Origin of the sequence: Candidatus Lokiarchaeum ossiferum (genome assembly GCA_025839675.1) — an archaeon.
Taxonomy (GTDB): Archaea; Asgardarchaeota; Lokiarchaeia; order Sigyniarchaeales; family Promethearchaeaceae; genus Lokiarchaeum; species Lokiarchaeum ossiferum.
Window position 1 is genome coordinate 3893228 of record CP104013.1, and the last position, 18774, is coordinate 3912001.

General features: G+C 35.0%; 15 protein-coding genes. 8 read left to right on the plus strand and 7 right to left on the minus strand.

Annotated features, from left to right (window positions below; all coding sequences use genetic code 11):
* Positions 1 to 42: 42 nt before the first annotated feature.
* Both NEF87_RS16420 and NEF87_RS16425 read right to left on the minus strand, forming a co-directional pair.
* Positions 43 to 1029 (minus strand): NAD-dependent epimerase/dehydratase family protein, encoded by a 987-nt coding sequence (locus NEF87_RS16420; RefSeq protein ID WP_457916685.1) that lies wholly within the window; start codon positions 1027 to 1029, stop codon positions 43 to 45.
* A gap of 244 nt (positions 1030 to 1273) precedes the next feature.
* Complete coding sequence (locus NEF87_RS16425; RefSeq protein ID WP_457916686.1) at positions 1274 to 1429, minus strand: hypothetical protein; 156 nt, start codon at positions 1427 to 1429, stop codon at positions 1274 to 1276.
* Between the two features lie 315 nt (positions 1430 to 1744).
* Between NEF87_RS16425 and NEF87_RS16430 the strand changes: the two genes are divergently transcribed.
* Positions 1745 to 2887, plus strand: coding sequence for a hypothetical protein (locus tag NEF87_RS16430; RefSeq protein ID WP_457916687.1), 1143 nt, complete (start codon positions 1745 to 1747; stop codon positions 2885 to 2887).
* A gap of 52 nt (positions 2888 to 2939) precedes the next feature.
* On the opposite strand, the gene NEF87_RS16435 is transcribed toward NEF87_RS16430, so the two are convergent.
* Positions 2940 to 4223, minus strand: a complete 1284-nt coding sequence (locus tag NEF87_RS16435; RefSeq protein WP_457916688.1) for a 2-hydroxyacyl-CoA dehydratase subunit D — start codon at positions 4221 to 4223, stop codon at positions 2940 to 2942.
* Complete coding sequence (locus NEF87_RS16440; protein WP_457916689.1) at positions 4223 to 5275, minus strand: 2-hydroxyacyl-CoA dehydratase family protein; 1053 nt, start codon at positions 5273 to 5275, stop codon at positions 4223 to 4225. The genes NEF87_RS16435 and NEF87_RS16440 overlap by 1 nt, the downstream gene beginning before the upstream one ends.
* Positions 5276 to 5418: 143 nt before the next feature.
* Between NEF87_RS16440 and NEF87_RS16445 the strand changes: the two genes are divergently transcribed.
* The 3 genes from NEF87_RS16445 (at position 5419) to NEF87_RS16455 (ending at position 8662) form a co-directional block, all read left to right on the plus strand.
* Complete coding sequence (locus NEF87_RS16445) at positions 5419 to 6294, plus strand: MBL fold metallo-hydrolase (RefSeq protein WP_457916690.1); 876 nt, start codon at positions 5419 to 5421, stop codon at positions 6292 to 6294.
* Between the two features lie 302 nt (positions 6295 to 6596).
* Positions 6597 to 7916, plus strand: a complete 1320-nt coding sequence (locus NEF87_RS16450) for a M28 family peptidase (protein WP_457916691.1) — start codon at positions 6597 to 6599, stop codon at positions 7914 to 7916.
* Positions 7917 to 8011: 95 nt separating this feature from the next.
* Entirely contained in the window at positions 8012 to 8662 is a 651-nt protein-coding gene (locus NEF87_RS16455) for a hypothetical protein (RefSeq protein ID WP_457916692.1), read from the plus strand.
* A 7-nt stretch (positions 8663 to 8669) separates the two neighbouring features.
* Here the strand turns inward: NEF87_RS16455 and NEF87_RS16460 are convergent, their stop codons facing one another.
* Complete coding sequence (locus NEF87_RS16460) at positions 8670 to 9662, minus strand: alpha/beta fold hydrolase (RefSeq protein WP_457916693.1); 993 nt, start codon at positions 9660 to 9662, stop codon at positions 8670 to 8672.
* A 559-nt stretch (positions 9663 to 10221) separates the two neighbouring features.
* Here NEF87_RS16460 and NEF87_RS16465 point away from each other — a divergent pair.
* Genes NEF87_RS16465 through NEF87_RS16480 form a run of 4 tightly spaced genes read left to right on the plus strand, consistent with a single transcriptional unit; the run spans position 10222 to position 13855 of the window.
* On the plus strand, positions 10222 to 11187 hold the full coding sequence (locus NEF87_RS16465; RefSeq protein ID WP_457916694.1) for an RIO1 family regulatory kinase/ATPase domain-containing protein: 966 nt from the start codon (positions 10222 to 10224) through the stop codon (positions 11185 to 11187).
* Positions 11188 to 11241: 54 nt separating this feature from the next.
* The gene (locus tag NEF87_RS16470; RefSeq protein ID WP_457916695.1) at positions 11242 to 11853 is read left to right on the plus strand and encodes a Type 1 glutamine amidotransferase-like domain-containing protein; all 612 of its coding nucleotides are present in this window, start codon (positions 11242 to 11244) and stop codon (positions 11851 to 11853) included.
* A gap of 32 nt (positions 11854 to 11885) precedes the next feature.
* A complete protein-coding gene (locus tag NEF87_RS16475) occupies positions 11886 to 12668 on the plus strand; it encodes an HAD family hydrolase (RefSeq protein WP_457916696.1) in 783 nt (260 codons plus the stop codon).
* A 53-nt stretch (positions 12669 to 12721) separates the two neighbouring features.
* Positions 12722 to 13855, plus strand: coding sequence for a hypothetical protein (locus tag NEF87_RS16480; RefSeq protein ID WP_457916697.1), 1134 nt, complete (start codon positions 12722 to 12724; stop codon positions 13853 to 13855).
* Positions 13856 to 13921: 66 nt separating this feature from the next.
* Here the strand turns inward: NEF87_RS16480 and NEF87_RS16485 are convergent, their stop codons facing one another.
* Both NEF87_RS16485 and NEF87_RS16490 read right to left on the minus strand, forming a co-directional pair.
* Complete coding sequence (locus tag NEF87_RS16485) at positions 13922 to 18220, minus strand: PPC domain-containing protein (protein ID WP_457916698.1); 4299 nt, start codon at positions 18218 to 18220, stop codon at positions 13922 to 13924.
* Between the two features lie 366 nt (positions 18221 to 18586).
* A complete protein-coding gene (locus NEF87_RS16490) occupies positions 18587 to 18772 on the minus strand; it encodes a hypothetical protein (RefSeq protein WP_457916699.1) in 186 nt (61 codons plus the stop codon).
* Positions 18773 to 18774: the final 2 nt, after the last annotated feature.

Here is an 18774-nt window from a genome sequence, read left to right on the forward strand (position 1 = left end):
TTTTCCAGTAGTGTTTTTTATATAAAAAATTGGAAAAAACCATTACTTAATATATCCATTTTCTCTGTACCATTTAATTGCTTTCTCAATCGTTGTCTTAATTGGCGTCTGTTTTAATCCTAATTCACTTACTGCCTTAGAACAATCAAAATGTTCGCCCATCTTTCCTAACTTTACTTGCGATACTGATACCACAGGAGGTTTCTTGGAAATTCGGCTACCTACTTGAAATAAATGTCCTAACAATAATGCCACTCGATAAGGGATCTTCAATTTTGGAGGTTTAACTCCCGCAATATCCGCTATTAATTGGAAAAATTCACCCACAAATAAGTTTTCATTTCCAAAGAGATAACGTTCTCCAATTTTCCCTTTTTTTGCTGCTTGAATTTGACCCCGCGCGACATCTTCCACATCGATGACATTAATAGCCCCTTCAATATATCCGGGCATGTTTCTATTTGCGATATCTACAATGAGTGCTCCTGATGGTGTTGGTTTTCTATCTCTTACTCCAATAACCAACGTTGGATTTACTATTACTAAGGGAAGTCCTTTTTTACAGATTTTCTGGGCTTCTATCTCTGCAAGGTACTTTGAAATTGCATAATGATCCCCTGATTCCCAGCCATTGAACTCTGCTGTTTCATTAACATAGTTTCCTACACCGTGTGATCCAATTGAATTTGATGTACTTGTATAAACTACTTTTTGTAACCCTTGGGCAAGAGCTTCTTCGAAAAGAATTCGGGTACCTTCCACATTGATATCATAAAATAAATGTGTGTTTGGAGACCAATGGGCAAAATATGCTGCTGTATGATACAGTGTATCACATCCTTTCAACGCGGCCTTCACAGATTCCTTATCACGGATATCACAATAGACTTTCTCAACATCTAGATTATCTAAATTTCGAGTATCACTTCCTTTTCGAGTGGTGACTCTAACATCTGTTCCGTCTTTGATCAATTCATGAACTAAATTTGCTCCGATGAACCCATTTGCTCCAGTTACTAACACTTTCATCTTTTTTCTATTCCTATATGTTCTTTGAAATCTGAATTTAATATTTTCTTTGTTACTCCTTACCTTTTTTATTCTATCCTAATATATTTTTCTTAAATCGAACCTACTATCTTCTCATCTTACTCAATTCAATGAAAAGTGTTTGTATATTTTTTCCCAATAGTTGGCTTGTCCTAAAAGAAAGAATTTTATGCAGTCGGGGTTAGTGGGATAAAATTAGTTAATTATAATAAAAAAATGTCCCTTACGTCATAGAAACTGGGTATGGGAGATTATTTTTCACGGGCGCAATTGCTGATTCAATTGGGAAGTTATTCACTGCTTTTTTCTTTTTTTTACTCCCTTTTGAATGGACATATCGCGCATTGGATTTTATATTTTCATCAAAATAGTAATACATGATTTTTCACCGAAACCCTTCCCAAAATTTAAGGATACTAATTTATTAGTTTTCGGGAATTTAAACTTTCAGATTTTATGGTAAGTCTGCTGATATCTCAAAATTTGTGATATTCTGAATCAGAGCTATAAACAAAAAAAAATCTGCCAAAATCAATCAGATTCCCAAATAAATATTTATATGGTTATATAAGGCTAATAAAAACTAATATATCCGATCTTTAATAGTTTACAAGAATCAAATAGATAACAGTATGTTGGAATTATTCACCATGAAATCTGAAACTATATAAGAAGTGTTGTTTTTTTTACATTGATGGGATCAATCCACAATCTCAAAACCCAATTTACTCCCTTTCAAGGTAAAATTCGAGAATTTGAAAAGGAAATTGCTCAATTTTATCACCTATGTGGTGATTTAATGGGATTGCGTCCCAAATTGAATGTTATTTTCTTTTATTTGATGATACATCCTCAATTGACTCAAAAGCAAATCATGAGTTTAACCGGATATTCACAAAGCAATGTCTCATTGATGCTCCAAATTATGCTTGACAATGATATGGTTACCAAACAGACCATTAGTGGAAAAAATAGTTCTGCCTATATCTTGAAAATACAGGATTTTTCTTTAGATTACTCTAGTTTTCTTTCAGGAACCAAATTCCAGCTGATACTGGCCAGTTTGGAAGCATATTTAGTGCCATTACAAGTTCTTATGAAAAAAAAGACCCCTGGTAGCGCTCTTTTGTGGATGAGAATAAAGGAAATCATGTTTCTCCGAATAAAACAAAGTGACAACCGCCTTAACGGTTATAAACAATTAATTCAAAAGATTTTGAATTCCGATAATGAATTTTTGAAGCGGGAAGCCTTCACTTTAGTTCCTATTGATTTTGCTCCCGAGAGTGTTGCGATAGAAAATAAATTAATTAATATCATGATTGAAGATGAAATTTTCTTTATCAAACAAAAACCTTCCCATTCCAAGATTTTAGCTTATTTTTACACTCGTAGAATATTAACCCAAAAAATTTTACAAGATTTAACACATTTTTCCGCAGGAGTTATCTCTGAATCGCTTAGATTTTTTTCTAATGAAATGGATATTCGAGAAATACCGCCATCCCAATCGAAATTGAAAACAAAAGCAAAACTGTACGGGTTAGATTTCATTCATTATAGTTTACAATATTTCTTCATAAATTACAATCCAAAAGTGTGTGCTTATATTTCTCGATTTCAAGAAATTCTTCAAGAACTTCGCCAGCTTCCCCTTCAAAATTTTCATCAAAGAGGCTTTACAGAGCTATGTACATTCTTGGATCAATATTTAATAGCACGTTTGCAGCGGTTAAAGGCTGTCCGGCATTTGATGATTCAGTTTATTAAGAATTTTTATGAGTTTTATGGAAAAATTTGTCCTGATTGTCTCCCAAAGCCTCCAACTGAAAATTAATACGTTCTTACAGCCTAAATTAAAAAAAAACTTACTCAAAGGAATGAGGATCTTAATTTAGTTTATTTGCTTCGAGAAGTTCGATAAATCCTTCTAATCGTGTTTGCATGGGTGCTTCAGAAAAAGCACGGGGATCATTCATATCACAATCTAATAAGAGCACGGGAATTCCTTTATCTTCTTGAATCGCATTTTTTAAATCAATCATTCCGACACATGAGGGCCGACAACTCATATTTGAATGCAAAATAACACCATCAAGTTTGTAATCATCAATAGTTTTTTCAAAATATTTAATGCGGCGTTCCAAGGAATAATTATATGGCAATTTAATCATTGTTTGGGCCACATCCCGAATCGACTCCTTCAAACTGAGCCCCAGTTTTTTTCGAGGACCAAAAGAGAATGTATAGGGTTCATAGGTAACTACCGCACCATAATTGGCCAATTGGTGAAAATATTTGATGCGATACCACATAGGAATTCCTTCAAATAGAATTCGGTATTTTTCGGTACCTTTTGGCATAGCTCCTTCTTGCTTGACCACTTTTTCCTTAATATCAACTAATAAATTCTCATAATATTTAATCCCAACGTCTAATCCGGGTAAAATAACCATGGGAAAAATCGCTGCCAAAGTATCTTGGAATGCAACTGGTGTAGGCATAATTTTCCGATATTCATATATTTCATGCCATAATTCTGCTAGTCGATCGGATTTTTTAAGGATTTCAAAGTATTTCTTTTCGGAAAAAGTGTTTCCGGTAATTTTTTCGACAAATCCAATGAAATCATAAAATTGTTCTGCAACATAATCGATATATTCCTCCATTCGTTCATCCCCGATCCCGTCCACACAGCTGGGCACGTCAAAAGCAAAATATGGAACCTTCATTTTTCGCGCTTGGATTTGAAACCATTTCACATGGGTGTCACAAATGGTGTTGGTGGAAGCCATAAAAGTGGGTTTGTCGATGCCTCCAAGATTAGCACTGATTTTTCTAGCGGTCGCACCAATGTTGGTTTTAAAATAAGAACAGAGATCCCGGGAAAATCCTTCACTTTCGGCTTTTTCAATCAGTTCAAGGGAAACTTTTCGTGCTCCAGAAACACACGCGGCATTCTCGGGATGGAGAGGATAAATTCCCATACTGTAGCATAGTTCAACAGGAAACCCTGCGGCAACCCATGCGGTACTTTTCCATGGGAGAATGTGATTTAATTTTGCCTTAAGCATGTACTTGGTCATGATGCCCTTTAACTGCACTGATGACTTGAGATTTTCTACTCGAATACGAGAAGAAACTGGTTTTTGGGCATTTGTTGTGTCTTTCATTATAACATCTCTCCAAATGCTTCAATACGGGTCTTGAGTTGATGATCGATATCTGCAGTAAATTCCCGTTCTAAATGCATAATTTGATACCCCGCATCTTTCACCTGTTGAACTGTATACACGGAATCAAAGGCATAGGGTTCACAAAACTTTAAATTTTGGGATAAAACTCCGGCGAGATTATTTGATTTCATTCCTTCTAATATATAGCTTGCTCGAAGATCAGGAGGATTTTTAGTGGCAGGTCGAGGGATTGTGAAATAGTATTCGATCAATCGATCTAATACATCGTTCCCCATATTTTCAGAAATTAATGTAGCAAAATACCGTTCTCCGATAGATAAATCATCGCGAACCACTCGTAAATTACATTCATCTAATAGATCCATCCACTCTCCATAAGTGATATCTGATCCTGTAAGAAAAATCTTCTTTTTTGACGATGGGAATGGAGCTCGTTCTTGCCAATCTTTCAATAATGTTTTGAGTTCAGAAAATAACGATTTTTTATCTTGTTGCACGGATTTTTGACACATTGTAAAGTATTCTCGATTTGAAATGTCTTTAGTTGCCCGAAGAGTTGCCAAAGATTGCATCAATTTTTTTAGTGTATTGGATTCCTGAATAGCACTTTCAATTTTTGCAGGTGTAATATCAATTTGAAATTGATCTTCTAAAGTTTTGGCCATACGTTTGAGTTCCACTTTAAAGAATTTCTTCCCTGTTTCATTCATGTTTAGTGGAGAATTTACCCAATAGATGAAAGGGGTAGGAACATGTTTTTTCCAGACATCAAAATGGCGATTCGTAGCATCGCAACCATGAGCAACAACAATGCCTTGCCACTTCGCTGCATTAATTAAAGCATCGGATAGCATTGATCGGGCAGCTGGACAAAAAAAATTGGATAGGTATTGGTCCCCTAAATCGGTTGAGGTATGGACATCTCCTAAGATCTTATACGGATGGAATCCCGCCGCCATGATGAGTTCTTCCGGACAATCATGGGAACTATCAAAATATGCTAAAATTGGAGTGGTATTCTCAGTCATTATGTGAATCTCGATTGTTAATTGAGGTTAGTTTGATTTTGAAAAATATAAGTTTTAGTCTTTCAAATCTATGATATTTCCCAACCAGAAATAGAAGTTAGGAAAAATCAATAACAAGCATGTATATAATTTATTGAGAACAAATGGAACAATCTAGTTTGGTACAGATATCTCCAGGGATTTACTATTTACCATGTGGGGAAAATGACCGGCCAACTTTAGGTGTCATAATAGGTAAGAACGCAACTGCCTTAGTTGATGCAGGAAATTCTCCAGAACATGCAAAACTCTTGCTCACCGAAATTTCGAAATTACGTTTCGAAATCCCCCCAATTAAATATATTTGTATTACCCACTGGCATTGGGATCATATCTTTGGCTTATCAGCGTTCTCTAAGGATGTGAAAATTATTGCTCAGCAGCAAACGATTGAAAAAATTCTTGAAATGCAAGAATATCGGTGGGATGATCTTTCACTCGCCCAACGAGTGGCCGAAGGGACAGAAATTGTCTTTTGTGAAGAAAACATCAAGTTAGAATATCCGGATACAAATCGCCAGATCCAAGTTATAGTTCCAAATGTCTCCTTTGAATCGACCTATAATCTTGATTTAGGTAATACACAATGTATTTTACAACATGTTGGTGGAGATCATTCTCCCGATTCCACGATAATTGCAGTAAATGATGTGATTTTCTTGGGGGATGCTATTTATCCCAATGTATACAGTCAAGAGGAAGTAACTGGGGACTTACTTCACTTGCTGGAAGATCTATTGGCATCAGATTGCGATACTTATATTGAATCCCATGATAAACATTTCAACCACACCACATTAAACGAAATGTATGATTTATTTAAATTAATTTATGAGATTGTAAAATCCACTCCCAACTTAGATGAAATTCAAGCTGCAGTAGAAGCTTCTAATCCAATTGAAACTCTAAGAATTTCGTTATCTTGGGAGAAAGACGATATTTCATATTTTGCTGTGGCATTTTTCAAAGGACTCTCGTAAGCTTCTAAACCTCTTTTTTTTACATCTTAAACTGTCAAATTGGCTTTCCGTTTCTATTTTTACTTAAAATACTCTTTTGTTAAATGTTGGTCTAATTAATTAAAATGCTTTTTATTTGAATCAATGACTCGATTTCACTTATTACTCTATTTCATTTACCTAAATTCAATGAACTTGCTAAATTTTTCAATAATATTTCCAAGACATAGATTTAAATGAAAGTTTTTACTTGGGGTATATGTAGAAGTCGGTACTCTACATATCGTCCTAAAAAAATAAAAAGAAAATTTTGGTTTAATTTCATGACACAAAAGACCTTTCTTAATTCTGATTATATTGAAGCAAGATCTACGCACCATCAAAGTGTAGATCCCAAAAATATTATTGGTGTCTCTAAAACTGATGCTCAAGATGCTTTGGACTTAACCCAGTATATTATAGATCAAACGGGTCCTCGCTTAGCTGGATCAAAATCCTGCCATAAGGCGGCTAAGATGTTGAAAAATGAATTGGATGATTTTTGTGATCAGACCTATATAGAAGAATTTGCTGTACGTCCAGAATCATTTTTAGGTTTTACAAAGTTGATAGCGATTTGTTATATAATTTCTGCAATATGTGTTCTCATTGGAAGAGAGGGAATTTATATCGCCGCTCTTAGTTTATTCATTGGGTTACTGGTTGCCTTAAGTCAGTTCATATTTTATTGGAAAATATTTGATATTTTTTATCAAAAGAAGAAAGGATTCAACGTTAGTGGTATATTAGAGCCTGCGGGTGAAGTAAGGCAGCAAATTATCTTATCTGGGCATCATGATAGTGCTTTTGAATTCAACTTCCTTAAAAAAAAAGCGCAACGATGGTATAGCCCGCGGATATTTTTAGGAATGATCATGTTTATCGTTGCTAATGTGGCCAGCTATATTTGGTTGATCGATCACCTCATTATAGGCCATGAACCGAGTTATGTCATCGCAATTAAAATCGCTTTTATAATTGGCTTACTTTTCGTCCTCCCTTTTTATTTCTTCATTGGGAAAAAAGGAACTCCTGGAGCGGGAGATAATTTGATCGCCTCAACTATGGCAATTAAAGTTGGAAAAATGTTTGCCGAAGAGCGAAAACATCATGTCCCCTTATTAACTCATACAAGATTAATCATTTTAAGTAATGATGCTGAAGAAGCGGGATTACGAGGTGCGAACATTTATTGTAAACATCATCGCAAAGATCTACAAAGTATTCCTACATTTGACTTCAATCTGGATAGCATCTATAAATTAAGTGAGCTGCAATTTATGTCTTCTGATATCAATGGAACGATCCGGTTATCCAAAGATATGGCAACTGAATGTAGAATAATTGCTGAAGAATTTGGTTTTCATGCAAAAGTCACTCCTATTCCTTTTGGCGGAGGGGGAACAGATGCTGCTGAATTTTCTAAGATTGGGGTCGAATCTACCACTTTGATTTCGATGTCAACAGATCATAATCGCGAAGGAATTGTTTATCATACGATGGATGATACAGTTGAAAATATTGAGCCGGAAGCGGTTGAAGCTTGTTTGAAAATCATGGCACGCTATATCATGAAGAAAGAAAAGGAAATTTCTAAAAACTAATTTTTTTCTTAATGCAATTTTTCCATGTATTTTATCTTTATTGGGTGTTAACACATCATAGTATAATTTATTTGACTGTACTGTGAAAGAAAAATATGGCAAGAAAAAAATCAAAGATTAAATTAAAGAAGAATAACACTCATTCTACGCTCAAAGCAGTTTCATTAAGTGTATTTTTAACTTTGCTTATCGTGGGAGCAGGAGGTTATTTTGGTTTACCCTATATTTTTCCAAATCTTACTGCAGATCTATCTAAATATGACGATAATATTGAAAATACAGATGAAGGTATTCTTTTACAATCAATAATGGTGGAATCGTGGGATTTTGCGTACATTGAAGACTCTAGTACAACTAACTATGAACTCGTAGCAGACATGAATCTATCTATCTCGATTACTGCAGGATCAAAAATCAGAGCTCAATTTTCAACCCCCTATGTATTAGAAATTTATGACAATATGCAAGGTTTGCTTTCATTCTGGCTTAATCTAACGGTGGTTGGTGTGAAGAAAAAAATGGCCGAAATTTATCATTATTCAGATATAGCAACTGGTATTTACACGCGTTTAAGCAGCTTTGCATATTTAGAAGTGTTTACTGATCCCCTTCCTCAAGGCACCTATGAAATCCGGCTTGAATGGATATCGGAATCTGATCGTGCTGGAGATAATATCCTAATGTTTAGTCGTCCCAGTTTCTTTAATTACACTAGATCCCTCGTAGTTCAAGAATTCAAATCATAGGAATTGCCTATTTTTTTTCAAGAATAATGTTATTTTTTCCATAATATTTAATCCATAAAATTATTTTATCATAAATACCATAGCTCAACGCTTCTTTATCCGTTAGAAGTTCATGATAGGCCTTGGGGATGTAAGCTAAAAGTTTATTTTTGGTTTGGATTAATGAAATAAATTCCTTAATGCCTTGGAAATCAATGATGTGATCATTTTCTCCAAAAAACACAAAGGTTGGACAGAAATTGTCGAAATTTAAATTCTTTAAGTTGTGCACCATTTTCACTGCTTGGTAATAATAACGAGGGGAAACATCAACTAAACGGAAGGGATCATTTTGTTGGTATTCAATATAGGCTTTGGCTTTTGTTGAAAATCTTCCCTTGGAAGCATTATGGATGCTTTGCTTTTCAACACCCTTAAGGATCGCTCGGGTTAGGGCCGCTTGGATCATGGCAAATTCTGTCACTGGCCATGGTTTTACGGCCGGTGCAAGAAGTACCAATGATTGAATATTTTTGGGGTTTTTTGCAGTATATGTTATTGCTATTGCTCCTCCCATGCTTTCAGCAACAATATGAAGTGCGAGACCCACATATTTTCTTTTTAAGAAAGCGATAAATTCTTCTAAATCTCTTATCCATAATTCAAATTCCTTAATATCGCCTCTTTGATCAAGTTTCTCCCAACTTAAACCATGACCGCGTAAATCAAGTGAAATTATTTCCCAATTGAATTCAGCCAAATGATCGGCGAGCAAAACAAATTTTTCTCCATGAGAATGCAATCCATGGAGGCATAATACCAAGCGATTTGGAGGAAGGGCGGAGTATTTTTTCCATATCCGATAGTACAGTGAAAAACCATCAGATGTCTGGAATTCTTTACCTTCACACTGGTATTGATCACTATGCGAACGTAAAATATCCAATTTCTGATTTATTTGTTGGGCACTCAGAATCAATTGGGTTTTTTTCAAAGGTTTGATATTTGGAACAAAATCCATATATAATATTGGGAATTCGGAATTTTAAGAATAACGCTTTCCCATTTTTTTTGTCGTTCAGTATACAAAACTTCAAAAAATTTAAATATTTAAAATGACTATTTTTGCTTAGTAATATATACGAGGTGTATGCTGAATGATGGTAGAAGGAAAAGATCGGAGAACTCTCATTTTTGTGAATAATCAACATACACTTAAGAACATCTTGTAATTAACTGACTGTTTATTGTTGTTCATTTCATATTTGTGCAGATTTCATCTAATAAGGCACATTAAGCCACAAATTATTATGATATAGTGTGGAAATTATGGTATAATTCTTGTAATTCCTTATTCAGATGATTTTCTCCTTAAATTTTCCTTATTGGTGCTTGGAGAAAGATTAATTCAAAATAATCCGATTTTCGTTAGTTTGAATCTATTTCTTCCCATTAAATTGATTTATCTGATCAAAAATTCCCCCTCATTAACAAATGGGGATAAAGATCTTCGACTCTATTGTGTACGTATCATTTTTTTTCTGAAAACAACAAAAATAATTCAAAGTGAAATATCAATAATGGACAATAGTCATAATCAAAAAATTGGATTCGATTTTTCCAAAGACGGAATCAATTTTGACTCAATAGCTCAAAATCGTCTGTTTAAGTCGAAGTTCCAGCTTAAAGAAATAACCGTAGCTCAAGCAAAAGAACAATTGCTAGCGACACAGAAAATTGACAAAGTGCTTAAAGTCATAGGGGGCGGCAAAGAGGCAACTGTCCTCCTCGCACAAGAAAAAGATACAGGTGATTTGGTCTGTGCTAAAGTTTTTCGATATTATACAAGTACTATCCGAAAAAGATTACAAGGTACCAGACACATCTCCGAAAATGGGATGGCCGGAATTGCTGCTTCTCAAGAATATTGGAATTTGGATGGTTTGTATAAAGCAGGAATTCCTGTGCCCAAACCTCGATTACTCCTCAATAATATTGCAATCATGGATTTTATTAGTTCCGAAGAAGATGAAACTGTCCCAGCTCCTCTCTTAAGGGATGTGGATATTCGAAATTATGGAAATCCTGAAGAAATTTTCTATGAATCAATAGGATTACTCGCTGATATGTTCCTTAAAGCTCACTATATCCATGGTGATTATTCAGATCATAATCTCTTGATAAAGAAAGAAGGGCTGATTACCATGGATGTTTCACAATCCGTGGAATATAACCAAAAGACATTTATCAACACTCCCGTTCGTATCCGTATTGATCATGCTGTAGATATGCTACGTGTAGATATAGAGAATATTAATCAAGCATTCCGCAAGAATTACCGGCTCCATATGAATACTGAGGAAGTTCTTAAAGAAATATTGGATGAACTCCCTCAAAATTTGCAATCATATCTTGGGAGAACTGAAGATATTCCCTTCTATTCCGAAGGGTTTTATGCCCCAGAAATATATGCTGGGAAAGAACAAGTTCGTCAAACTGGTGTTCGAAAACGATCAAAACGTAATTATCAGAGAAAGAAACGATGATTTTTTCATTTTTTTTTATTAAACTTTTTTAATTAATCATTCTAAATTCTTGATATGAGACGATTAGTATTGTTTTCCAGCTTTGCCTTTAATCCCAACATTCAAGATGTCGTAAAAAAAATCATTCCTCAAGAAATTTCTGATAAACATATGGTCTTTATACCCGCTAATGGAATCCATAACGCTCACACTGAAATTTTGGATTATTGGGAGACAGTTGCTAAAAATCATCAAATTGGGTACACATGTGTAGATAACAGCCCTGATCAATCTCCCGACGATTTGAAATTTGCAAAACAACAAATTCGAAATGCAAATATTATCTTGATTTCTGGAGGTGATACTTATCCTATGCTTTCAAATTTTCAAAAATCGGGATTAGATCAAGCAATCTTAACATATTGGCAACGTGAAAATATCGTATTAAGTGGTTTTAGTGCAGGGGCATTACTGTTGACTCCAACAATCAATGTAAACAAAGTTCGGTTGGAAAGTTATGCTAAATTTTCGGAGGAAGAATTGAAAGCTCTTCATCTCGTTGATTTTACTATTTTTCCCCATTATGAGGAGAAGAGGCATAAAACTATGCTCGCTCAATATCGATCTCAATATTCCACGGAAATTCGTCCTTTACCTAACGATGCTCACATTGTGATCGAAAAGTAAGATCCTTTTTTTTAGCTTACCTTATTTTACTTATGCAGAATCCTGAATGGTTAAAATTGATCAAAGTTTTTTCCTTTGATTTAGGAGATACGCTATTTGAATATTTGGGGAACACACAAACATCCTACGATAGAGAAAACCAAATTCTTTTGGAATCAATGGAGAAACATGGTTATCACATTGCTGATATACCAAAATTTCTTGATATTTATCAAAAAACAATAAAATCAAACTATTTGGCTTTATTGAAAGAAGGGAAAGATACAAAATACATGTACGTTGTCTTAAGAAAAGTGTTTCAAATAATGGGGTGGACCGTTCCCAATGTTCCTACTCTCGTTGATATTATTCGTCCCGCTAATCTGCATCGTTTTTCAACATCTAATTTTAAACCATTTCATTATCTTCATTCCCTTTTGGAGCTTCTACAAAAAAATGGTAGAAAAATGATCTTGATTTCGAATATTCCGGAATCTTCAGGCCCTGGAGAACCTAAATTTGCAGATGAAATTTTAAAAAGGAATCACATATTTGATTTTTTCTCTTATATCATACTTTCAGGTGAACTTGAAATTAGCAAACCCAATCCAGCCATTTTTAATCAAGCCCTACATTTGACAGGTGTAAAACCATCTCAAATTGTTCATATTGGTGATAGTTATGAAATGGATGTTGTAGGGGCAGCATCTATTGGAATGAGAACAATATGGCTGACTAATGGCCATGAATTAAAGAAAAATCCTATAACACGCACTCCCGATTTGGAATTTCCTTCAATTAATGAATTTTATGAATTTCTAAATTTGTCGGACTAAAAATCACCTTTTTTTGACCAAACCTTCTTAAAGCCATATTCCCAATTTATATCGTGAGTCTTGATTTAAGCATTTTTATTCCTAATTTCGTTGGTTTTGTCTTGATTACACTTATTATTTTTTTTACAATCCAGAAAACAAATATCCATAGGAGTCCCATCAAATATTTTCTCTTGAATATGATCTTTGGCTGGCTTTACGCCGTAGTTGTGATTATTTACAGTTTTAATCCCTTTAATTCAGATAGTGTTCAAAAAATTTTCCAGATTATCTATTTGATGTTAATTTCTATGCAAACGATTGCCTATTTCCTATTTTTGGAAAGTATAATACGAAAAATTGTTTCTCGAATCCGATTTGCGGTTGTTTTTGTTTCTTTTTCTATTCAAATTTTTGGACAATGGACCGTGTACGGATTTATGATCAATAATCTTGATCATTTACCACTTTTTAGAGTTATTTCATTATTTAGTAAATTGGGATATGATGTGATTCAAATATTTGTCTACGGATTCTGTGGAATTCCAACCTATCAGAAAATGTATGCTTATACTAAAGAAAGAAAAGCAAAACTATTACTCTATGCTCAGTACATTTTGTTTATCGGAGCTATAATACCTTCTGTCATTGGAATATACAAAATTTATCATAGTTTAAATCCAGTTTTAGTCATTATAAAAGTGATAGGGGATTCTTTACCAATAATTGGGATTTTTCTGTTCTTATTTGTTAATTTATCAGATCTTAGCTTTCTCTATCAAGTTCCCTATGATCATTACTTTTTGATAGTCTCGGTAAAAAACAATGGTTTGGTAGTTTTGAACATGAAGTTTGAAAATAAGCGCACAAACGTCAAGATTGGAGAGAATTTAATTTCAGGAATGGTTTCTGCCTTAAACGCTGTATATAAGTCTATTTTTAAATCTACATCAAATTTCTCAGAAATTGTAAGCGATGATATATCTATGGTTTTTGAAACTGGTCAATATGTTACTGCTATGATCGGAGCCGATCAAATATCTCGAATTGTCAAGAGTGGATTGAAACAGTTTGTTCTCGATTTTGAAGATCATTATGCTGAAATTTTATCCACTCATCCGAATTATGTAGGGGAATTTCAAGATGGAAAAAAAATGGTTAAAAAAATTTTTCCTTTTCTTATTGAACAAAAAATCCAAAGTCAATAAGGAAAAAAAATAGAAAAGAAAAACAAAAAAAATAGAACTGTTCAATTCAATCCTCGAAATACTCGATTATTTGCGTTTATGGAAAGCAATGCTTAGTAAAGCAATCATACTTAGTATACCCATGACTGCCGTTGGATAACCTGGAATCGAATCGAATAAGTTTTGTACATCCTCGGAAGTGTTGCTTGTAGTATCGGATGTACTAGTAGTATTAGTGGTATCAGTATCATCGATCGTATCATCTATACTTCCATCCCATGAAACATAATTATCGGGGATATCAGAAGTAAATACCTCACCCAATTCCACTCCAGTCGGAGCAGATACTAATACTTGACGTTGCCATCGAGTCCAAGTGCCATTACTGATATAACGAGTCCCCATGAAAAAGTCCTGCAGAATACCCTCTTCATTCACAGCAATTTTCATGACAGATTCGATTCCATCACCCCTATCCACGACCATTTCAAATGTAGTTCCGCTGATCGTGAGATCTTCCGTAGTTATGGTGACACCTTCTGGTAATTCCATATAATAGTTGAGAATATCTAGTAATTCAGATTCTTGTGCAGACCAATCTGTCATTCCGATATCAAAGAATTGCGTATTAGCCAAAGTCCACATATCCTCATCACGGATTGTGCTTAAAAACCACATATTATATGCAATTCCATCTTCTTCATATTGCCAAGTTTCTGAATCCCATGTAGATGAGCCAGGTTCACGAAATCTTATACTACCAAGAAAGACTACATACTCATTGTCTGTGGATCTTACAGCACCAACAGTATATTCCATACCTCCTTTTTCTGAGGGATCTGCTCCAGTATCTTCTTCATTCCAATAGCCTGTGGGACGGTATTCAGATTGTTCCCATTCGTATACATCCAGAGATTGAACTCCCGTAATAGATGAAATGTCTGATTCTGATGTTATACCATAAGAACTGTTGACTAAGAAGCCTACGAAGGATTCTTCTCGATCATAACCTGAGGGCTCGTCATTTGTGTTGTTAAATTCTTCATTTTGTTTCATGTACATATCTAAATATGCTGTCATACCATAATTGTTCACATCTAATATAACGTCTTGTTGAAAAGTCCATTCACTCCATTCTTCATAACCACTTCCATCTGACCATGAATCCGACTTTTGTTCATCAAACCGTAGTCGGATTGTATTGGTGCCGAAATTCGATGCAAATGGTTCCGGTGGGCCATCCATGTTTCCAAACATAGTGATTATTGCATTTTCTTGTGTGGTCCAATCAACTCCTGCTGGTAATAATACAGGGGGGCCATCAATCTGGCCTAATCCTCCCATCGTCATGAATGATGCAGGATTTGTGGTATCCCAAACTAAAAATGGTTGAAATCCTTCCTTATGGTATTCCCCAACGGGTTCCAAATTAGGAGTCATTTGCATCGTTTCCATACTCCCGACTACACCCATTACGGTCCGATTTAATGCAAAGATATGGGTGACTGTAAAACGCGCTACAATAACATTGGTTTCATCAACTTTATCATCATTATCCGAACCCCAATTATCTTCATAGCGTTCATTTTGCACGATATATGTCCACCAATCCCCTTCTACCACACCAAGTTCTGGGTGATTTTTTGTCATTGAACCAGCAACAGAACAGTTGATAGTGAGAACTAAATCTTGGTGGAAATCTTCCCATTTATCTTCAGCCGATGAATTCCACTGCTTTTGATGGAACATTCTTACGGTTCCTACAGGATGTCCTGTGTCATGCCCTAACTGTTCAACAAACAGGTAAAAATCTTGTCCTGAATTTGCCATCGTTCCGTGGATTTCAAGAATCCCTGGTTCCCTGATTAATTCATAACCTGCAGTGAGATTGATATCGTTCTCAATAATATCTGTAATGAAGGCTTCAAATTCTGGAGATTGGAAATTAATATTTTTATGGAAATATCCTTCCCCGATCGCAGAATCAGGATGAATCGGATCGACGCGGCATAGCACTCGGTGTCGCCGCGCGCCAGTATTTATAACCATATCGGGCTGATCGAAAGATTCTTCAAATCCAATGATAACATCTTCCCCCGTAGCTGGATTGGAATATGCAAAACTAATCCATTCACGACTCCAAATACCTTGATCTTTATCATCATCTCCATCACCGCCATCATCATCATCTCCATCATCTTCAGTAGGAGGTTCGCCGGATCGGATTTCAATATTATAATTCACCCCAATATTCGCCCCAGTTACCTTGAAGTACAACTCATGGGATTCACTGGGATCAATATCAACTTGTAAATAACCATCTTCATCGGAATCATCTGGATTTACTTGTCCTCCACCAGCAGGATCGATTTCAGATAGTTCAAGACCACAATCTGGATCACAATGGATTACAACTTCATAATGCCATCCTTCGTTACCCCAGAAAACGAAGTAATCGTCATCAAATTTACTAAGATCGTTATAATGAGTATAACGGGCAGGAGTATCTAACCAAAACGGATTTAAATAATCGTCGTTATCTTCGAATTTATCCTCGCGAATATCAATCCAATTATCCCAATCATTATTTATGATGACATTGATCGAGTATGTGTCGTTCCAATATCCTTCAGAACCATTCACTTTCAAGTAATAAAAACCAGTATAAGTCGCAGTGTAATCAATAGACCAATAGTCACGAACCATGGGATATCCCTTGATAGTATTGTAAATATCTGTATTTTGGAGAATATCCTCTGAATTATTCATGAGATATAGATCCACATCTGCTCCCGTATAATATTCCAATTCCACTTTGATCTGATCTCCGGAATTCACATATACTTTATACCAATCATCATCATCGTGTAAATTTAGATACTTCAAGGATAAGGGAAATCCAAAACTGTTAAGATCTGAGGCTGTGTCCATAATATCATTATCCTCCATATAATCTGGTTTACCCCACCAATTTTCTATACTTCCGTAATTAGGGTAAACTCGCGTTGTTGAACTTTGCATTTCTTCCCAATTACAATCATAATATTGCCCTACATGATAAGTATCGTTGAAATTGTAACTTGCAGAAGCATTTACCATGAAATGAATCCAACGATCGTAGTCTACAGGTTCAATAAAAATCGAATCAATGGCATATTCATATTCAGTGGGAACTATGGTCTCTCCTGGAGTTTCTTGAATTATATCTTGAGTGGTTTCATTTAACCAATATAGTTTAACATCAGCCCCACTGTAATATTCCGTAAAGAGAGTCAAATTTTGATAGGCATCTAAACGAGTGGCAAAATGATCATCATCATTATATGTATTTAATCCCAACCAAATGTGATTTTCTAATGCTGGCCAATAAGTCAACTCGGTTGGATTATTGAAATCATCGTTATCTTCAAGCCAATCTTCCTCCCCAACCCATTCTTCCTCATCATATTGCTCTTCTGGATTATTATACCGTTCGAATCCCGCGGATTCGTCGTAGAATTCTTCCATTCCATCATCTGGATTATCATCACCTTCATCGGTCCATCCGTCTCCTCCATCCCCATCATCATAATTATTTTCATTGCCTTGCGGATTAAATCGATCTACATAATCCCCTGGAACAAATCCAAAACTATCGGGAACATCAAAAGAATATTGATCTAATCCTTCTCCGGGAGTATTACCATCATACCCTGCGAGCTCTAAGATTAGGATCGTCCCATTATCATTTTCTTTATAATAGGTCATTAATCCAGTTTCTTGGTTAAACCACGCATTTACCGAGAATGGTGCGTTTAGATCATCAGATTTGTTCAACGAGAAATCGACAATATGCCACCCGGCAGAAGTTGAATATGAAGATTCGAAATCGGTGGTTGCTCCGAAAGTATCTTTGATCAATTGATCTGTGTTTTCTGCAAGAGCAAGAACACCCACATCAGTAATATTATTTTCAATTAAAATTGTATGATTGAAAAGACGATATGTAAAATCATCGACTGTCCATCTTTCATTATCTCCGGTCATATTTTCGGTCATATCGTTCCACGTTTCTCCATCCCATCCCCAATCATCAAAATTTGAGACATTTGGGAAAAAGAAATCGTAGTGTACGAAATCATTGCTGGTATCTAGGTCAGATACTACTAGTTTTATTACCCCATCATCAGGACCATCATCCCCATCTTCCCCTTCTCGCACATTCGTAAAGTGATAATAAAGAACATCTCCTTCAACAACACTAATATTACTGGTCGGATTTAAATCACTCGCCTTTACAGTAGGCATTTTTATCGGTGAAGTTCCGAAAGTCATCGGAATCCCCGAAAATGTAAGGGAAACTAGAATAATGACACTCATTGTTAGCGAAATATTTTTTCGTTTCATATCATTAACTCCTTATTTTCAAAAAAAAGGTGTTCATGACAATTTTGGGGTACTTCTTTAAAAATGAAATTACCGTCTGGATTCCAGACCAATTTTTGATATTTGGTTTCCAAAAAAAAATTCACAATGAAGGATGATTTCTAGCAAAATATACTCCTACTTTGAAATTTCCCTTTAAATTCTTTTATCTCTCTGGATCACAGATAAAGTCACACTATCTTTAATATTTTTGGTTATTAAGTCATAGGGGTGAAGATAAGTGAAAAGATCATGTTCATTCATGCAAATTTTTTTGCGAAACTTCAAGAAGGGAAATAAATAGTCAAAAAAATCTTTCTCTTATTCATAGAACAAAAAGTCTTAGGTTTATTTTTGATAATGTTGATCAGCAAGAACAAAATTGGGGCAACTTCTATCACTTCCATAAACTTTTAAATTTAATTTTCGACATAGATATTCTTTAGATATCCCTTTATCATCAATCATTTCATCAGCAGCTGATCCTGCTCGATAAACACTCCATCCACAATTTTTGCATATTTTTTCAATCATAA